Genomic DNA, 17335 nt, shown 5'->3' on the forward strand with positions numbered 1-17335 from the left:
GTTGCGAAATCCGCAATTTTGATTGCCGTACTATGGCTATTCACGGCAGATTTGGCAATGGATATCGTGGAGACCTCTGTGAACTTCCCCTCCGACAAGGACCTCCGACCATGGCACCCTCCGCACCCCTCACGCTCTACCGCATGCCCATCTCGGGCCACAGCCATCGGGTCGAGCTCATGCTGTCCATGCTCGGCCTGCCGCACCAACTGGTCCATGTGGACGTGATCGCCGGCGAGCACCGGCAGGCCGCCCACCTGGCACGCAACCCGCTGGGCCAGATCCCGGTGCTGGTCGACGGCGAGCTGGTGCTGTCCGACAGCAACGGCATCCTGGTCTACCTGGTGCAGCGCTATGCGCCTGGCAGCCACTGGATGCCGCAGGACCCGGTGGGCCAGGCCGGCTTGCAGCGCTGGTTCAGCCTGGCCGCCGGCATGCTCGCGCCCGGGGCATCGAGCGCACGCTTCGCTGCCATCATCGGCCGCGAACCGACCGAGGCGGCGCTCGCCATCGGCCGCCGGCTGTTCGACTTCATGGAGCCCGCGCTCGAAGGGCGTGACTGGCTGCTGGGCGGTGCCCGCCCCACGCTGGCCGACATCGCCATGGTGAGCTACACCTCGCAGGCGCCGATCGGCGGGCTCTCGCTGGACAGCTACCCGCGCATCGCCGCCTGGGTCGCACGGGTCGAGGCCCTGCCGGGCTATGTGCCGCTGGCCGACCGCCTGCCAGCCTCTGACGCCGTGGTGCCGGCATGAGCGCCGGGGCCGCCGCAGCCTTCCACGTGGGCGAGCAGGCGCTGCAGGAGCGCGTGGGCGTGCGCGAGCGCATGGCCGCGGTCGGCCCCGTGGTGCTGCGCGACCACATGCCCGACCAGCACCGCGAACTGTTCGAAAAACTGCCCACGCTGCTGCTGGGCGCGCTCGACGACCAGGGCCAGCCATGGGCGACCATGGTGGCCGGGCCGCCGGGCTTCGTGCAGACGCCCGACGCCGGGTCCATGCACCTGGCCGTGGCGCCCGGTGCCACCGACCCGGTGCTGGCCCGGCTGGCACCCGGTGCGCCGGTGGGCGTGCTCGGCCTGGAGCCGCACACGCGCCGGCGCAACCGCATGAACGGGCGCGTGGCGGCGTTCGCTGCCCACGGGCTGGAAGTGGGCGTGGTGCAGAGCTTCGGCAACTGCCCCAAGTACATCCAGGCGCGTGCGCCCGGTTTGCGCGCGGTGGTCACGCCACCTGCGCCGACCCAGGTGCTGGGCCCGGGGCTCGATACTGCCGCGCTGGGACTGATCGCACGCAGCGACACGATGTTCATCGCCAGCGCCTCGGCGGCGCGCCCGGGAGCACGGCGCAATGAAGGCGTGGACGTATCGCACCGCGGTGGCGAGGCGGGTTTCGTGCATGCCGAGTACACGGCCGAGGGCCTGGTGCTCAGCCTGCCCGACTACCCCGGCAACCTGTTCTTCAACACCCTGGGCAACCTCGCGTTGCACCCGCAGGCCGGGCTGCTGTGGGTGGACTATGAGGACGGCGGCCTGCTGCATGTGGCCGCCCGCGCCGAGCTGCTCTGGGACGAGGCTTCGCGTGCGCGCTGGCCCGGCGCGCAGCGCGTGCTGCGGCTGCAGGTGCTGGGCGGCATCTGGCGCGCGAATGCCCTGCCCTGGCGCTGGACGGCGGCCGAGCCCGCGCCGCAGTTCAGCGCGATGCGTGCGCGTGCGACGGGATGAGCGGCGCGATGGCCTTGCGCGGCGTGGTGGCCTCGGCCTCCACCATGCGCGCGCTGCGCTCGTGGGCGCCCCGGGTCAGCTCGGTGATCAGGGTGGCTTCAGGCAGGTTGTGCCAGTAGCGCTGCGGCATCTCCTTGCGCATCATGTTCGTCTTCAGGCGGGCGGGGTTGAAGATGTGGCGGTAGTAGGTGAGCCACAGGGCCTCGCCCGCATCGGCCGGCGGCGCATCGCTGCGCTGGCCGCCGGGGCCGACCTGCAGCGCCTTGCCGTCCCAGCGCACGCTGGCATCGGGTGTGAGGATGGCCCAGTGCATCTGCGTGAAGCGCCGCACGAAGAAGCCGGCATTGGCCTCGGTGATGAAGTGGTCGGGCTCGAACCAGGCCACCTGCACGGTCCGGCCCTCGCCGTCGGTCACCGGGCGAAAGCGCACGAAGGCGTGCATCTTGTGCATGTCGCGCGCCACGGCGCGCACCATGTGGTGGGCCTGCAGGCGGTCCGCGTCGAGCGGGTCGTGGCGCAGCCCGCGCTCGCGCGCCAGGCGCCACAGCAGCCGGTACATGAGTGCAAAGCGCGCCGGGTTGCGGTGCAGCACCAGGCGTTCGCACAGGCGCAGAAAATCCTCGGGGACGCGCGGTGCCGGGCCGCTTGCCGGGCGTGGCAGCGGATCCAGAGGCAGGCCTGGTGCCGCGGGGGCGGAGAACAGATCCTGCGCGGCGTCTTGCGCAGTGGACCACTCCACCTCTTGCGGCAGCGCACCCGCCTGCACCAAAGTGCGTGCGGCCTGGCGAAAGCCTGCCCAGTCGGTGGCATGCGCGAGCGTGACGGTGTGCCGGACCATGGGGCTGCTTCTCAGTCGAACAGCCCGCGCTGCGCGGGAGGCGGGGCCATGCGGGCCGCCAGGTCGGCTGCATCCAGCGTGCGGCCCGGCCGGTAGTCGGCCGCCTCCACGAAGGGCAGCACCTTCTTGAGCGGCACGCGCAGCCGCGCCAGGTCGGCATGCCGCAGGCGGCGCACACGGCGCGCGGCCAGCAGGCGGTCCACGGTCTGCACGCCGAAGCCGGGCACGCGCAGCATCAGCTCGCGCGGGGCGGTGTTCAGGTTCACGGGGAAGCGCTCGCGGTGCGCAATCGCCCAGGCGAGCTTGGGGTCCATGTCCAGCGCCAGCATGCCGTCCTGGCCGGCGGGCACGATCTCGCCGTGTGCGAAACCGTAAAAGCGCATCAACCAGTCGGCCTGGTACAGGCGGTGCTCGCGCACGGTGGGCGGCGCGATCAGCGGCAGCGCGCGCGCCGCATCGGGGATGGGGCTGAAGGCCGAGTAGTACACGCGCCGCAACCGGTGCACGCCGTAGAGCCCGGCGCTGGTGGCCAGGATGGTGCGGTCGTCGGTGGCGTCGGCGCCCACGATCATCTGCGTGCTCTGGCCGCCCGGCGCGAAGTGTGGCGCCGGGGCCCGGCGGGCGCGCGCCGAGGCGGGCATGGACACCACCTTGGCGGCCGCCTGCTCCTTGCGCGCCTGCCGCGCGTCCTCGATGTGCACCGCCATGCGCGCCATCGAGCGTGCGATGGCTGCACCGTCCTTCTGCGGCGCCAGGGCCGTGAGCCCTTCGGGCGTGGGCAGCTCCACGTTGATGCTCAGCCGGTCCGCATGGCGGCCCGCGCGCTCCATGAGCTCGGGCGAGGCATCGGGGATGGTCTTCAAATGGATGTAGCCACGGAAGTCGTGCTCCTCGCGCAGCACGCGCGCCACCTCCACCACCTGCTCCATGGTGTAGTCGGGGCTCTGGATGATGCCGCTGGACAGAAACAGCCCCTCGATGCAGTTGCGCCGGTAGAAATCGAGCGTGAGGTCCACCACCTCCTGCACCGTGAAACGGGCGCGCGGCACGTTGCTGCTGACCCGATTCACGCAGTACAGGCAGTCGTACTGGCAGAAATTGGTGAGCAGGATCTTGAGCAGCGAGATGCATCGCCCATCGGGTGCATAGCTGTGGCAGATGCCCATGCCCTCGGTCGAGCCCATGCCGCGTCCGCCCACGGAGTCGCGTGGCGCGGCACCGCTCGACGCGCAGGAGGCGTCGTACTTGGCGGCGTCGGCCAGGATGGCCAGTTTGGATTGCAAAATCACTGTATGAATTTACAGTGATTTTGGGGTTTTGGCCAGTGCAGGGTTATTCGCTGCGTTACCCGCAGGGCGGCTCAGAACTAGAACTCTACGTCCACCTTCACGCTGTCGGTGTAGGTGCCCACGGGCACGTTCGGCTGGTCTGCGTAGATGCTCGCGGTGTAGGGCATCACCTGCAGGGTCTGGCCATCGGCCACGCCCAGGCCGGCGGCGCGCGCTGTGCCGACGCTGCCCCACACACTGGCGTCGGGCTTGAAGATGTTGTATTGCAGCCGGCTGGTGCCGCTGGCCATTTGCCGTCGGACGCCGCTGAGGTTGTTGCCCGGGCTCAGCCCCACCGAGTAGGTCATGCCCTTGGTGCACAGCAGCGAGATGCTTTGCGCGACGGGGGTGAAGCCGCTGGGCAGGGGCGCCGATCCGAACTGGATGTCCGGCGCCGTGATGGTGCAGTCGTTGATGACCACCAGCGTCACGGTCAGGGTGCGGTCCACGTTGCCGTTGCGCACGTCGCCTACGCAGGCGGTGCCCACGGCAATGCCTTCGCAGATGTTGGCATAGGTCCAGTTCACGGTGATGTTGTCGGTGTAGGTACCTGCCGGCACGTTGGCGCCGGCGAGCGTACTGATCTTGATGCCGATGGTGGCGCTGTTGTTGCTCAGCAGCGAGACCGCGTTGATGCCGTTGAGGTCGATGATCAGCAGCCCCGAATTGAAGGTGCCACCGCCCACCGGGCTGATCTCGTAGGGAACGGTGATGGTGCTGTTCAGGGTGTTCTTCAGGGTCAGGCCCGAAGTGGCGGAGGTGATCTTCGCCTTGAGTGTGGGGGTCGCGAACAGCGCCAGCACCACCACTCCGCAGCCGAGCTTGAAATCCGCGCTGGTGGTGATGGGCGAGCCGCTGCGCACCCGTTGCGAGGGGTGGGTACCCAGTGCGCCGCTGGTCTCGGTGGTGGCGCAAATGGCAAGCACCTGCATCGGGCAGCAGGCCAGCACCAGGCAGGCCCACAGGCGGCTCCAGCGCCGCAGGAAGGGATGAAGAAAACGGGTCGTCATCGCTCGGCTCCTTCCTGGGGGCGGGGCGCGGCAGGCAGACACCGGACGATCAGGTCGCGGGCCGATGCATACGCTGTTTCGGAAAAATCGGCCTGGCATGTCGCGCCCTCGGGCGTGCGCACCTGAAGGGAGTTCTGCGGCCGCAGCACGGTGAGGTAGACCACTCCGTCCCAGCCCACCACGGTCTGCATGTTCCCGGGCGCGTGCAGCACGGCGCTGCCGGCCTTCACGGGCGTGCCCTGGCCATCGACCAGCGTGATGGTGGCGGTGCGCAGCTTGAGCACCGGCAGCTCCACCAGCATGCCGGCATTGCGCGAGACGGACATGCGCCGCTCCAGAGCCGGGATGTCCACGTCGGCCGGCAGGGTGAGCGGGTCCACCGCATAGCGCCCCGGGTAGTAGGCGGGCACACTGGGCACCAGCAGGTAGCCCTGGGCGTTGGTGTGCCCGGCCAGCTGGTTCTCATACAGGATGGGCACGCCGGGCATGCCCTGGGTGGACACGAGCGCGAAGCCATCGTACACACGGTTGGCCGCGAACAGATGGCCGTCGATGCTGCCCAGCGAGCCCGACAGCGTGCCCCACTGCAGCGTCTGGCCGGGGCTGGTGCTCACGCCCCCCTCCACGCTCAGCGTGCTGTTGCGGTACTGCAGCGCGGCCTGGCTGTAGCGTTGCGGGCCGCCCGACAGCGTCTGCGCCACGTTCCAGCCATAGCCGCCTTCGGTGGGCATGGTGCGCTGGTAGCTGGCGTAGGTCTGGGTGGACTCGCGGTTCTTCGATGCGGACAGCTGGGCCGTCGAGCGGTCGCCGAGGAAGTAGGTGAGCTGCAGCCGCAACTGGTTTTCCCCGGTTTCCACGGTGCGCCCCGCAGTGACCGACAGGAAGGCGTTGGTCGCGACCGGCATGTTGTAGCTTGCGAAAGCCAGGCGGCTGCGCTCGTTCCTGGCATTGCGCAGGTCCAGCCAGCCGCCCGTGACCGAGCCCGTGCCCAGGTTCCAGCTCACGCTCAGCTGGCGCGATCGCCGCGACAGCTGGTAGCCGTCGTCGGCATAGGTGCTGGCATCGCCGAAGCGCGCGTCACGCCCGGTCTGCTGGAATGAGAAGCCGGCGCGCGGCGTGTTGTACTGCCATCCTGCGGTGTACTGCCAGCCGCTGCCGGAGCGCGCCGTGGTGCCGCGCGTGAGCGATGCGTTGGCAATGCCCAGCATGCCCAGGCCGGCCATGCCACCGACGCCCGCCACGCCCAGCCCCTTGCCCAGTTGGGCCTGGGCCTCGATGGTGAAGCGGTCCGAAAGGCCTTGCCGGTACACGCCTGTGGCGATGGGCCGGCCGTACGCAAAGCTGCGCAGCCCGTAGGCCCGCCGCAAGGCGCCGAGCGAAACCGAATAGTCGGTCCAGCCGGGGCGCAGCAGCTCCCGGTTCACATAGAACGGAATGGTGGTATAGACCTGCCTGCCCAAGGCATCCGTGGTCACCATGGATGCCGTGCCGGCACCGCTGACGACGGGAAGCTCGCCCAGCGTGAACGGGCCTGACGCCACACGGTGGCTGGCGGCCTTGAAGCCATTGACGAACAGATCCACGGCCGAGGGCAGGGCCGCCTGGCCCGCAAACTCGGGCAGCGGGTAGGTGATGAGGTCGGGGCGCACGCCGAAGTTGCGCGCCCATTGCACGCCCGCCATGCGCACGGACGTGGTCCAGGGCAGCGAGTCGCTCACCAGGTCTCCGTAAGTTGTTTCCGTGGCATTGGCCGTATCGGCGCTGGTCCAGCGCGTGTCATGGCGTATGTAGCCCCGGTTACCACCGGTGGACTGCAGGCGCAGGATGCCGGTGTTGGAGATCACGCCGCGGGGACTGAAGTAGCGCTGCTCGGACCACAGCGAGGTGATCGATTGCACGCGCGAGTGGCTGGCGTACAGGTCGTAGTTGAGCAGCATGCCGCTGCCCGCAGCACTGGTGGGCGTCTCTTCGGGCGTCTCGTCGGCCAGGCGCTGCATGGGCAGCCACTGCGCGGGCACCGACAGGCGCAGCCGCTGGCCCAGGGCGTCGTAGTCGGCCGTGACGCCGGGGAGCGCATCGACCGCGACCCGTGCGCCTGCGGGCTGGCCGTTTTGCACATGCATCTGCCGCAGGGTCTGCGCCTCGATTTCGAAATGGGGGCCGCGCTGCAGCACTTCCACCAGTGCCCCCGACGCCTGGCCGTTGACCTCGATGTCGAGGTACAGCACCGTGGGCTCCGAGGCCGCATCGGACGCCGAAGGCGGTGGCGGCAGGGAGCCTGCAGACAGCTGTGCGGGCAGGAAGGCAAGGAGCACCAGTGCATGGCCTGCGCGGTTCCAGAAGCCAGGGCGTTCATCGCGGCGCACGGGGGAGCAGGGTGTCAACCCCGTTGATCGTGGCCTTGAGCTCCGGGTTGGCCGGCGGTGGCGCCTCCAGCTCCCACCGCATCTGGCTGCCTGGCAGCACATAACCCATGAGGCCTTCGTTGATCGCGATGGTGCCCCGGCTACCGGTATTCCATTGCACGGAGGTCAGGCGGGCGTGGCCCGCCCCCTGGTTGCGCACCACGAGCTGGTGCCGGTTGCCCTGCCTGGTGGCGTGCCAGGTGAGGGACGGCGGCAAGGGCTTGCCCTTGCCACCAGCGAGCAGGGGCTTGGTCGGCCGAAACGGCTGCGCCCCCTCACCATAGACGAACAGCGGGATGGCATAGCGCACGTTCAGGCGGATGCCCATGCCGGTCTCGGCGCCGGTGGGCTTTTGCGCCGAATCGTCGGGGGCGGGCAGCTCGTCGATCACCACCCGGTAGGCTTCCTCCAGGCCCATGGGCGGGCGCCGGGCGGCGATCAGGCGCACCATCTGCCGCTTGCCAGCCGGCACCACGCTGATGGGCGGGCTGGCCACCACGTCCTTTTGCGCGGAGAAAAACTCCTCGCCATCGGTCTGGCTCCAGTCCAGCACCCGGACCTGCAGGGAGACCGAGGCAGTGCCGCGGTTTTCCAGCCAGACGGCCACGGCCTGCTGTTCCTCGGTGATCACAGGATCGACCGGCCAGATCATCAACGGCGTCGCGGCCTGTGCCCAATTGGCGCAGGCCGCGAGCGTGACCACCACGCGGCATGCAGTGCGAAGCAGCCAGGCAGCTGCAGAGGGGAAAGTCGGAAAGTGGTGTGCTTTCACCATGTCACGGTCACCTGCACCGTGTCCACGTAGGTTCCGGCCATGGCGGCGGCACCGGGCAGGACCAGGCTGCCCCGGATGGGCAGGGCCGTCGGTGTCGTACCCATCGTGATACCGACCGCCACGTTGGGCGTGAGGGCGGTCACCGTGCCGGCCACCAGTGACAGGGTGTATGCAATGAACTGGCCGGCCCCATTGGACAGGCGGCGCTGTGCGCCCTGCAGGTTCAGGCCCCCGTTCACGCTGACCTGCGCCGCCGTGCCGGCGGTGCATACCAGCTTGGCCTGCGTGCCCATGTCGTTGCTGGCCATCGCAGTCACCGAGCCGGTGCTGACCGCGGAGTGCGTGCCGAAGTTGACGGAACCGAAGGGCACGCCCGCCACCTGCGACGAATTGCCGAACACGATGCAGCCATTTACGATGGTGGCACTCACCGCAAAGGAGGGGCTGGTGGGCACCGTCGCGGCCATCGCCGCCAGTGACGCGCACAGCAACGACAGCGCGACGGCCGCCTGCGGGCCGGCCCGGCCTGCGGCGCGCAAGCACCTACCTGCACGTGCATGCATTTCTTGAACCATTGATGATGCTCCCTCGGCCGCCCGCCACGGCCTGTGGTGTGAACGCTCCCGCGCTCTTCGCACACCCCTTCCCTGCTGTCTCTGTCTCCTGGTAGTTGAGGCCGGTGGTCCGGCGCCCGGAGATCAGTAGGTCAGCGTGATCTGCAGCGTATCCGTGTACATGCCCGCTGGCAGCGCCGAGGGGTCTGACTTGTTGATCTGGCCATAGATCGGCAGCGCAAAGGCCACGCCGTTGGCCGGCACCGTGATGCCTGTGACCGCCGCTCCCGTCGGGTAGGCCTGGCTGTGCCCCGCGTCGCGGAACACGTCATACGGAATGTAGGCTGCCGTGCTGCCGTTGCGCATGGCGCGGCTGCCGGCGCCGATGGTGTTTCCCTGGCCGGCATACGAGCCCGGACCCACCTGGATGCTGATGCCCAGCACGTCGGGCGAGCACACGATCTGCGTGGGGCCCGAGACGCCTTCTCCGCCGGAGGCCGTGGCGTTGACGATGCCCGTGAAGGTGCTGGGTTTGGTGCCGAAATCCAGCAGACCGAAGTTCACACCGGCAGCGTTGCCCGAGCTCCCCGCAATCACGCAACCCGCCGTGAGCTGGATCTGCGATTGCAGGGTACCGGTGAGCGTGCCTGCCACCGTCGGCCATGCCAGCATGCCGGCCGCCAGGACCAGTGCCGCTGCGTACCGTTTTCGATGGGGTGCTGACCCGCAGGCATGGGATGGGTTCAGGCCCTCCACCGGGTGTGGCGTCTGTCGCTTTCGCACGGTTGCTCGCATGCTGTCCTCCTCTCAAAGCCGGAAGAAAGGCAGAGGGGGCCCTGTTGGAAGGCCTCCTTTGCCACACAACTACGAGGTCACCTTGCACCGTTGTTGGGCAAACGTCCAGCTTTTTTTTACCCGCGATGGGCGCGAAGGCACTTTGGACGCGCTGGCGCTGCTGTTACTCGCAGGGCGACGAACGTGATGCGAGGGCGTTGATCCGCCTGGGGTTATGGGTCGGCTGCGGCGACCGCCAGAATGGCCAGCGTAAAGCGGGGCCGCTCAGGTCCGCCGCGGGATCAGAAAGGGCCGGGTGGCACGTCTGTGGCGGTGCCGCCCGGAGCGGCACCGCTGCGCCGGGGAATGAGCTGCCCGTCGAGCAAGGCTTCGATGCGGGCGAAAATCTCATGGCGCGAGAACGGCTTCTTCATGAAATCGTCAGCGCCGATCCGATTGGCATAGAACTGCTCGGTGGCGTGCTCGTTGCCGCTGATCATGATCACCGGGATGTGCTGCGAGGCGGGCAGCCTGCGAATGGTGCGCAGCGCATTGAACCCGTTCATACCCGGGAGGATGATGTCCAGAAAGACCAGGTCGGGTGGTTCCTCGGCGATCAGGGCCAGGCCCTGCTCGGCATCCAGCGCCTCGCGGGTTTCATAGCCTGCCGAGACCAGCGTCTTGCGCAGGACGGCGATAACGGTCGGCGAATCGTCGATGATCAGCACCTTCGTGCCTTTGCGCGCATTGACGCGCCTGTGCTTGCGCCGCTCCAGGGGGGCTGCGGCACGTGCGGGGGGGGCGTCTGGACGGTCCGTCGTCTTGCGCATGCCGCCTAGAAGGCGGTCTAGGATACTCATGGTACGGGCTCGCTTCTCGCTGGATAAAGGCCCAGCAAGCACCCAGTATCCAGGATGTTGGGCGGGTGGCCGAAGATGTTGGCGTTTCGCGAGCCCCTCCCAGTGAGAAAAATTAAGCACTTTCGCTACTTTTGCGTGGCGATTGATTGGACGGTGTTGCCGTCCGGCCACCGGTACTACCCCACTACGCGGGCAAGGCACAGCCTCCCGGCGCTACTCCCCGGCCTTCTGCCGGTCCCTGCGCAACGCCCGCCGTAGCAGGCGGGTGGCGCGGTCACGCAAGGGCGAAGCATGGTGCTCCAATGGGGCCAGCGCCTTGGCCTTGGCGCATGCGGCGAGAAAATCCTCGAGGATGGCGGTGTCGTCCAGCGTGTCGGAGCCCACCTTGTGGAACTCGGGGTGCCATTGCGTGGCGGCGATGTAGCCGCGCCCTGGGGCAGGCTTGAGACGAATAGCTTCAGGCACGCCATCTGGCTCGCTCAGAGCCTCCACCTCGAAGTCCGGCGCCACCCGCTTGATGCCCTGGTGGTGGATGCTGTTGACCCGTGCACGGGGGGTGTCGGGGTACAACTGGGCAAGGCGCGAGCCGGCCACGATCTCGATGTCATGAAAATGCTGGTCGTAGGTTGTGGCGTTGCGGTGCTGCTGGGCGCCGGGGTGCTGGAACTCGATGTCCTGGTAGAGAGCACCGCCGAAGGCCACGTTGATCAGCTGCAGGCCCCGGCAGACGCCGAAGATGGGCTTGCGCACCTCGGCGAAGGCCTTGACCACGGCCAGGTCGTACAGGTCGCGCACGCGGTCGCCTACCCATTCCTCGCGCAGGGGCTCCTCGCCGTAGTTGCCCGGCCAGACGTCCGCGCCCCCGTGCATCACCACGCCATCGAGCCAGTCGGCATAGTGGGCCAGCGTGACGTCGCCGCGCGCGGTTTCACCCGTGGGGCAGGGCACCATCACCACCATGGCACCGGCGGACATGAGCCAGTGCGCGATGGACTGCTCGACGTACTGCAGGGTCTTGCCGGTGAACAGGGCACGGGCGGGATCGGCGTGCTGGAAACAGGCGGACAGGCCGATCTTGAGGCGGGGGGCTGCGGGCATGGATGGGGGCTCCGTAAGCATTTGCACCAGGCGCTGCACATGCAAGGCAATAGGTATTTACGTTGTAGCACCCGCTCTCGGCGCCGTCTGTAGGAAAGGGCCGTGCACGCCCCTGCCTGCGCCACGCGGTGCTATGAAATGTGGCTTTCTTCATGAAATGGCGATTTGCCGGCTGCGCGCTTTGCGCTGCGACCAGCCCCGTTTCCGATAATTTGGTAACCGGGTGTGACCCGCGCCTGCGCCGCTCGTCCACCACAAACAACAAGGCACCCATGCGCCATCCCACGATGCACCTTTCCGCGTTGGCCGCGCTCCTGGCCCTGGCCTGGCCACCCAGCCATGCCGCCGTGCCCCCGGGCGCGGCGGCCGAGATCGTGGGCCTGCAGGGCCCGGGCGAGCAGCGCGCCGCGGCCACGCCGGACTGGAAGCCGGCGCGCCAGGCCCAGGCGCTGGCGGCCGGTGACTTCGTGCGCACGCGCGAAGCGGCGCGCATGGCCCTGCTGTTTGCCGACGACACCCAGTTGCGCCTGCACCAGAACACCGTGCTGCAGGTCAAGGCCGTGGCCACGACCGCGCAGCCGATGACCACGCTGATGCTCAGCGCCGGCCGGGCCTGGACGCAGACGCGCCGCGCCGACGGCAGCCGCCTCACGCTGGAGACGCCCGCCGCCACGGCCGCGATCCGCGGCACGGACTGGGACATCGAGGTCGCTGGCGATGGGCGCACGCTGATCACCGTGCTCTCGGGCACGGTGGAGTTCGGCAATGCGCAGGGGCAGGTGTCGGTGGCGGCCAACGAGGCCGCCTACGCCGATGTGGGCCAGGCACCGGTGAAGATGGTGCTGGGCCAGCCGCGTGACCGCATCCAGTGGGTGAATGCGCTGCGCGCCGACGCGTTGCCCTCGCTGGCTGCGCAGGGTTCGACCGATGGGGGCATTCCCGCCGCGCTGGAGCCGGTGCGCAAGGCATTGGCCCGGCGCGATGCCGCCGCAGCCTCCGGGGCGCTGGCGCAGGTCCGCAGCCAGGTGCCGGCAGGCTGGGCCGCCGCGATGGAATCCGCCGTGGCACTGCAGGCGGGCGACCTGCAGGCTGCGCGCAGCCAGCTGGCGCGCCAGGTCGATGGTGCGGGCCAGGCGCCTGTGCTCGTCGCCTGGCTCATGCAATCGGACCTGCAACTGCTTGACGGCGATGGACCCGCCGCCGTGAGCACCCTGCGCACGGCGCTGGCTCGGCACTGGCCCGCGCATCCCGCCCTGGTGGCCCAACTGGCGCGCGTGCAACTGCTCACCGACCGGGTGGACGAAGCCCAGGCCACGCTGGCGGGCGCCGGCACGGGCGATGCCAGCCTGGCGCTGGTGCGCGCCGAACTGGCCCGGCGCCAGGGCGATGGGCCGGCGGCCATTGCGGCCTACACCGAGGCCACGGTACACATGCCAGGCGACGCACGGACCTGGCAAGGGTTGGGCAGCGCGCATGTGGAACGCGAGGAGACCGACCCCGCGCGCAAGGCGCTGGGCCAGGCGCTGGCACTGGATGCGCAGGCGCCGGGGGCGCAGGGTGAACGGGGCACGCTGGCGACCTTCGTCAACCAGTTCACCGAGGCGGGCCTGGCGTTCGGGACCGCGCTGCGCGACAACCCGGCCGACTATGTCGCGCTGACCGGCCAGGGGCTGATGCACCTCAAGCGCGGCCAGACGCAGGCCGCGCTCGATGACTTCCTGCGTGCCGGCGTGATGGAGCCGCGCTATGCGCGCGCCAAGGTCTGGACGGCGGTGGCCTACTACCAGCTCGGGCGTACGCCCGATGCGCTGGCCACGCTGCGCCAGGCCAGTGCCCTCGACGACAAGGATCCCTTGCCCTACCTGCTGCTGGCGCAGATCCAGACCGACCTGTTCCAGCCCGGCGATGCCGTCGAGTCCGCCCGCGCGGCCGTGCAGCGCATGCCCTACCTCAAGTCGCTCAACCAGGTCGCCAACGACCAGAAGGGCAGCGCCAACCTCGGCGCCTCGCTGGCCTTCTTCGGCATGGAGGACTGGGCGCTGGAGCTGGCGCAACAGAGCTTTTCGCCCTACTGGGGCGGCAGCCACCTGTTCCTGGCCGACCGCTACCGCGGCGAATTCGCCAAGAACTCGGCCCTGTTCCAGGGCTTTCTGACCGACCCCATGGCCTTCGGTGCCAGCCAGCTGCATTCCTCGCTGCTGCAGCGCCCGGGCAGCCATGGCGCGCTGGGCCTGCTGCTGGACCGCGACTTCTACCGCATGAGCGCGCCCTCGCTCACGCTCAACGGCATGGACAACAGCCACTTGCCGGTGTCCTGGTTCCTCAAGGCGCAGAGCGCGCGCGCCAGGCGTTCACCGATCGACGTCGGGGTGTTCAATGTGCCGGCATTCCACGATCCCTCGGGAACGGCGAACATCGGTGCCGACGTGCTCACCGTCGGCCTGGGGCTGCAGCCCAGCGAACGCCTGAACCTGTTCGCCTACGCCAACCAGTACGACGTGGCGCTTCAGGGCCGCAACCGGCTCGACCTGTGGGGCGATGGCTCCGAGGTGCGGCAGACCACGGCGGACAACCGGGCGCGCCTGGGCGTGGCCGGGCTGTCGTACCGCTGGAGCCCGGTGGAGCAAACCTGGCTCAAGCTCGGGCGCAGCAGGGAGCGCAACCGCGCCGACAACTTTCCCACCCTGTTCCTCTTCCCGCCGCTGGCGGCCCTGGGCGGGCTGAAGGCCTCTCCCGAGAAAGCCCTCACCTATCTGCAGCTGCGCCACAGCGTGGACCCGCAACCCGGGCAGCGCTGGAGCGTGGCCCTCGAGCATGTGGCCGAAAAGCAGTCCAGCGAGGTGATCGGCTACGGCCCCCTGGTCCGCCAGGACAGCGCCGCCGTACCCGACATCCTGGTGTTTGCCGGGGTCAACGAGATCGACCGGCGCTATACCGGCCTGACCCTGGCGGGCAGCCAGCAGTTCACGCCCGACCTGTTGCTCGACGGCGCCCTGGGGCTGCAGCAGATCCGCCATCGGGTGCGCGGCGGCAATGCGGTGGGCCTGCTGATCCGGGACGTCAGTGAATCGAGCCAGGCCCGGCGCAGCGACACGGAAAGGGTGGCGACACCGCGCGTGGGCTTGGTGTTCAGCCCCGCTGCGGGGACCACGTTGCGCATGGCCTACCAGGACTGGCTGCGCCCGCTGAGTGCGTCCACCCTCACCAGCGTGGAGACGGCCGGCATCCCTGTCGAGGACCGCATGGTGGAGGCCGGCGGTCGCCATCGCCGAACGGTGGCCCAACTGGGCATGGAGATCGATGGGCGCACCTTCCTGAGCCTGCGCGCCGACCACCTGCGCGTGCGCAACCCCGGTGTGATCGGGGTGGACCTGCGCACACCGAGCATGCCTTTCCTGGAGGAGATGCGCAATGCGCAGCTCATCAACCTCTCGACCACCGACGTCCTCGAAGGCACGCCGGGCTTCGAGGAAGGCACGCTGCAGGCCCTGGGGGCCGGCGTCAACCGCATGTTCAGCCGCCAGTGGTCGGGCTATGCCAAGTACCTGTACCAGCACAGCAGCAGCCAGTACCTGGACAGCACCAGCAACAGCATGGTGCGCGACCTGCGCATCCCCTACATCCCGCGCCACACGGCCGTGATCGGGGCCACCTGGGCCAGCGCGCAGCGCGTGTACCTGAGTGCCCGGGCGGTCTACCGGTCCGAGCGCTTCGAGGACAAGCAGAACCTCACGCGCCGCCCGCCGGGCTGGAACCTGGACCTCGTGGGCTACTGGGAGACACAGGACAAGCACTGGGTGGTGGGCGCCGGGGTGCTGAACCTCTTCGGAGACCGGACGCCACGCCAGACCGTCCGGTACGTGATCGATGCGCGCTACCGCTTCTAGGGGCGTCTTGCGCGAAACGGCGCTGGCGCTGGCGGCCAGCGCGCTGGTGCTGCTGCTGGTCTGGGCTGCCACGTTCACGCGGCCCTGGCATGCACTGGAGTTCAAGACCTTCGACGTGCTCACGGCATGGGCTGCGCCACAGCGCGCTGCTTTCCCGGCCGTGATCCTCGCGATCGACGAGCCGACCTTCCAGGAGCTGCAGCAGCACTGGCCTTTTCCGCGCAGCCTGCATGCGCGCCTGATCGAGCGCGTGCATGCCGATGGTGCAGTGGCGATCGGGATGGACGTGGTGTTCGCCGACCCGAGCAGCGAGGAGGACGATGCAGCGCTGGAACGCGCGGTGGCCATGGCCGCGCCGGTCATGCTGGCCTCGGCGCGCGAAAAGATCGACAGCGGCAACGCCACGCTGTGGACCGATGTGCCGCCGCTGCAGCGCCTGCTGGCCGCAGGCGGGCAGGCCGGCAGTTCGCTGGTGCAGCCCGACGACGATTTCGTGGTGCGCCGTGCCTTCGGCGACGGGGACAGCCTGGCCATGCTCCTGGCGCGGCGCGTGGCCGGCGCGCGCTCAGAAGGGCTGCAGCCCGCCGAGTGGCTGGCCTACCGGGGCCCGCGCGGCAGCTTCGACACGCGCTCGTACTACCAGGCGCTGGAGCCGGGCCTGCTGCCGCCCGGCTTCTTCAAGGGCAAGATCGTGCTGGTGGGGCGCTCTGCGCTGAGCGCCTCGGACCTGGAGAGCCGGCGTGCCGACATGTTCAATTCGCCCTTCGGCACTGCCGCAGGGGACCGCCTCTTTCCCGGCGTGGAACTGCAGGCCACGCAGGTGGACAACCTGCTCGCAGGCGACGGCCTGCGCAGCGCGCCAGGGCACTGGACTCCCGTGCTGCTCCTTCTCATGGTGCCGCTGGTGATCCTGGCCGGCCGGCGCCTGCACACGGGCTGGGCGATCGTGCTGATGGCGGCCCTGGTGCTGGCGATGGCGCTCGCCTCGTGGCTGCTGTTCGCCCATGCACGGCTGTGGTGGCCGCCGCTGATGCCGATGGCCGCGGCCCTGGGGCTGACGGGCGCCACCGCCCTGGTGATCTACGCGACGGTGCGCCAACGGGCGCAGCAGACCCGGGCCATGTTCGCCCAGTATGTGCCGCCCGAGGTGGTGGCGCGCCTGGTGGCCGAGCCCGAACTGATGCGCCTGGGCGGCGAGGTGCGCGAGGTGACCATCATGTTCACCGACCTGGCCAACTTCACCACCCTGTCGGAGCAGCTCAGTGCGGAGCAGACGGTGGAATTGCTCACGGGCTACTTCGACGCCATGACGCCCATCATCCATGCCAGCGGCGGCACGGTGGACAAGTTCATCGGCGATGCGGTGATGGCCTTCTGGGGCGCGCCGCTCGATGATGCGCAGCACGCCGAGCATGCGGTGCATGCGGCCCTGGACATGCAGCAGGCCATGGAAGCGCTGGTGGCCGATCTGCGCGCGCGCGGCCTGCCGCCGCTGCAGATGCGCATCGGCCTGCACACGGGGCGGGTGGTGGTGGGCAACGTGGGCTCGCAGCAGCGCTTTTCGTACACGGTGATCGGCGATGCGGTGAACCTCGCGGCGCGGCTGGAGGGCGCGAACAAGGCCTTCGGCACGGGCATCCTGCTGTCGGAAACCACGGCGCGGCAGTTGCCGGCCGTGCTGCCGGTGCGCGTGCTCGACGAGGTCATCGTCAAGGGCCGGGCCGAGCCGGTGCGCGTTTTCACACTCTGTGCCGACAGCGAGGCCTGCATGCTGTCCGCGGCGGCCCTGGACGCCTTCCAGGCCGGCGATGCGGCAACCGCCGCGGCCCACCTCGACCAGTTGCTGCAGCGTTGCCCCGGCGACCCGGCCGCGCTGCGCCTGCAGGCCCGGCTGGCCGAGGCGGCGGCGCTGCCTTCGGGCGTGCCCTGGCAGACCGCGGTGGCGCTGGAGAAGTTGTAAGAACCTGTGTCTCACAGGTTCTTACGTGCACGGCTCGCGTTGCGGCGGCTTTGGTGCCACCATGGGGCATGGCCGTGGTCCCGCGCCGCGTGCGGCGAGGGCCAGTGCCTTTTCTTCCGGACC

Annotated in this window: 13 protein-coding genes; 4 read left to right on the forward strand and 9 right to left on the reverse strand. The window is 69.2% G+C overall.

Features of this window, described 5'->3' with window-relative positions; genetic code table 11:
* Positions 1 to 110: 110 nt before the first annotated feature.
* Positions 111 to 755, forward strand: a complete 645-nt coding sequence (locus tag PMI14_RS03770; RefSeq protein WP_007849873.1) for a glutathione S-transferase family protein — start codon at positions 111 to 113, stop codon at positions 753 to 755.
* Positions 752 to 1723 carry a pyridoxamine 5'-phosphate oxidase family protein gene (locus PMI14_RS03775; protein ID WP_007849875.1) on the forward strand — a complete coding sequence of 324 codons (972 nt, stop codon included), beginning with the start codon at positions 752 to 754 and terminating at the stop codon, positions 1721 to 1723. The genes PMI14_RS03770 and PMI14_RS03775 overlap by 4 nt, the downstream gene beginning before the upstream one ends.
* On the opposite strand, the gene PMI14_RS03780 is transcribed toward PMI14_RS03775, so the two are convergent.
* From PMI14_RS03780 to PMI14_RS03820, 9 genes are all read right to left on the reverse strand, one after another.
* Positions 1692 to 2561, reverse strand: a complete 870-nt coding sequence (locus PMI14_RS03780) for a TIGR03915 family putative DNA repair protein (protein WP_007849877.1) — start codon at positions 2559 to 2561, stop codon at positions 1692 to 1694. The genes PMI14_RS03775 and PMI14_RS03780 overlap by 32 nt on opposite strands.
* Positions 2562 to 2572: 11 nt before the next feature.
* Positions 2573 to 3850 carry a putative DNA modification/repair radical SAM protein gene (locus PMI14_RS03785; protein ID WP_007849879.1) on the reverse strand — a complete coding sequence of 426 codons (1278 nt, stop codon included), beginning with the start codon at positions 3848 to 3850 and terminating at the stop codon, positions 2573 to 2575.
* Between the two features lie 77 nt (positions 3851 to 3927).
* Complete coding sequence (locus PMI14_RS03790; protein WP_007849881.1) at positions 3928 to 4899, reverse strand: spore coat U domain-containing protein; 972 nt, start codon at positions 4897 to 4899, stop codon at positions 3928 to 3930.
* Positions 4896 to 7265, reverse strand: a complete 2370-nt coding sequence (locus PMI14_RS03795) for a fimbria/pilus outer membrane usher protein (RefSeq protein ID WP_007849884.1) — start codon at positions 7263 to 7265, stop codon at positions 4896 to 4898. The genes PMI14_RS03790 and PMI14_RS03795 overlap by 4 nt, the downstream gene beginning before the upstream one ends.
* The gene (locus tag PMI14_RS03800) at positions 7252 to 8079 is read right to left on the reverse strand and encodes a molecular chaperone (RefSeq protein ID WP_007849886.1); all 828 of its coding nucleotides are present in this window, start codon (positions 8077 to 8079) and stop codon (positions 7252 to 7254) included. The genes PMI14_RS03795 and PMI14_RS03800 overlap by 14 nt, the downstream gene beginning before the upstream one ends.
* Positions 8073 to 8642, reverse strand: coding sequence for a spore coat protein U domain-containing protein (locus tag PMI14_RS03805; protein ID WP_157405878.1), 570 nt, complete (start codon positions 8640 to 8642; stop codon positions 8073 to 8075). Before PMI14_RS03805 ends, PMI14_RS03800 begins: the two co-directional genes overlap by 7 nt.
* Before the next feature lie 135 nt (positions 8643 to 8777).
* Positions 8778 to 9305: a spore coat U domain-containing protein gene (locus PMI14_RS03810; RefSeq protein ID WP_193353608.1), complete on the reverse strand. Its 528-nt coding sequence runs from the start codon at positions 9303 to 9305 to the stop codon at positions 8778 to 8780.
* A 404-nt stretch (positions 9306 to 9709) separates the two neighbouring features.
* Positions 9710 to 10237, reverse strand: coding sequence for a PleD family two-component system response regulator (locus PMI14_RS03815; RefSeq protein ID WP_052024319.1), 528 nt, complete (start codon positions 10235 to 10237; stop codon positions 9710 to 9712).
* Positions 10238 to 10480: 243 nt separating this feature from the next.
* Positions 10481 to 11365: a gamma-glutamyl-gamma-aminobutyrate hydrolase family protein gene (locus PMI14_RS03820; RefSeq protein ID WP_007849894.1), complete on the reverse strand. Its 885-nt coding sequence runs from the start codon at positions 11363 to 11365 to the stop codon at positions 10481 to 10483.
* Between the two features lie 272 nt (positions 11366 to 11637).
* Here PMI14_RS03820 and PMI14_RS03825 point away from each other — a divergent pair, with 272 nt between their 5' ends.
* Positions 11638 to 15252: a TonB-dependent receptor domain-containing protein gene (locus PMI14_RS03825; RefSeq protein WP_007849895.1), complete on the forward strand. Its 3615-nt coding sequence runs from the start codon at positions 11638 to 11640 to the stop codon at positions 15250 to 15252.
* Positions 15253 to 15259: 7 nt separating this feature from the next.
* Positions 15260 to 17212, forward strand: coding sequence for an adenylate/guanylate cyclase domain-containing protein (locus tag PMI14_RS03830; RefSeq protein WP_007849897.1), 1953 nt, complete (start codon positions 15260 to 15262; stop codon positions 17210 to 17212).
* Positions 17213 to 17335 lie beyond the last annotated feature (123 nt).

It is taken from the genome of Acidovorax sp. CF316 (assembly GCF_000276605.1).
Lineage (GTDB): Bacteria > Pseudomonadota > Gammaproteobacteria > Burkholderiales > Burkholderiaceae_C > Acidovorax.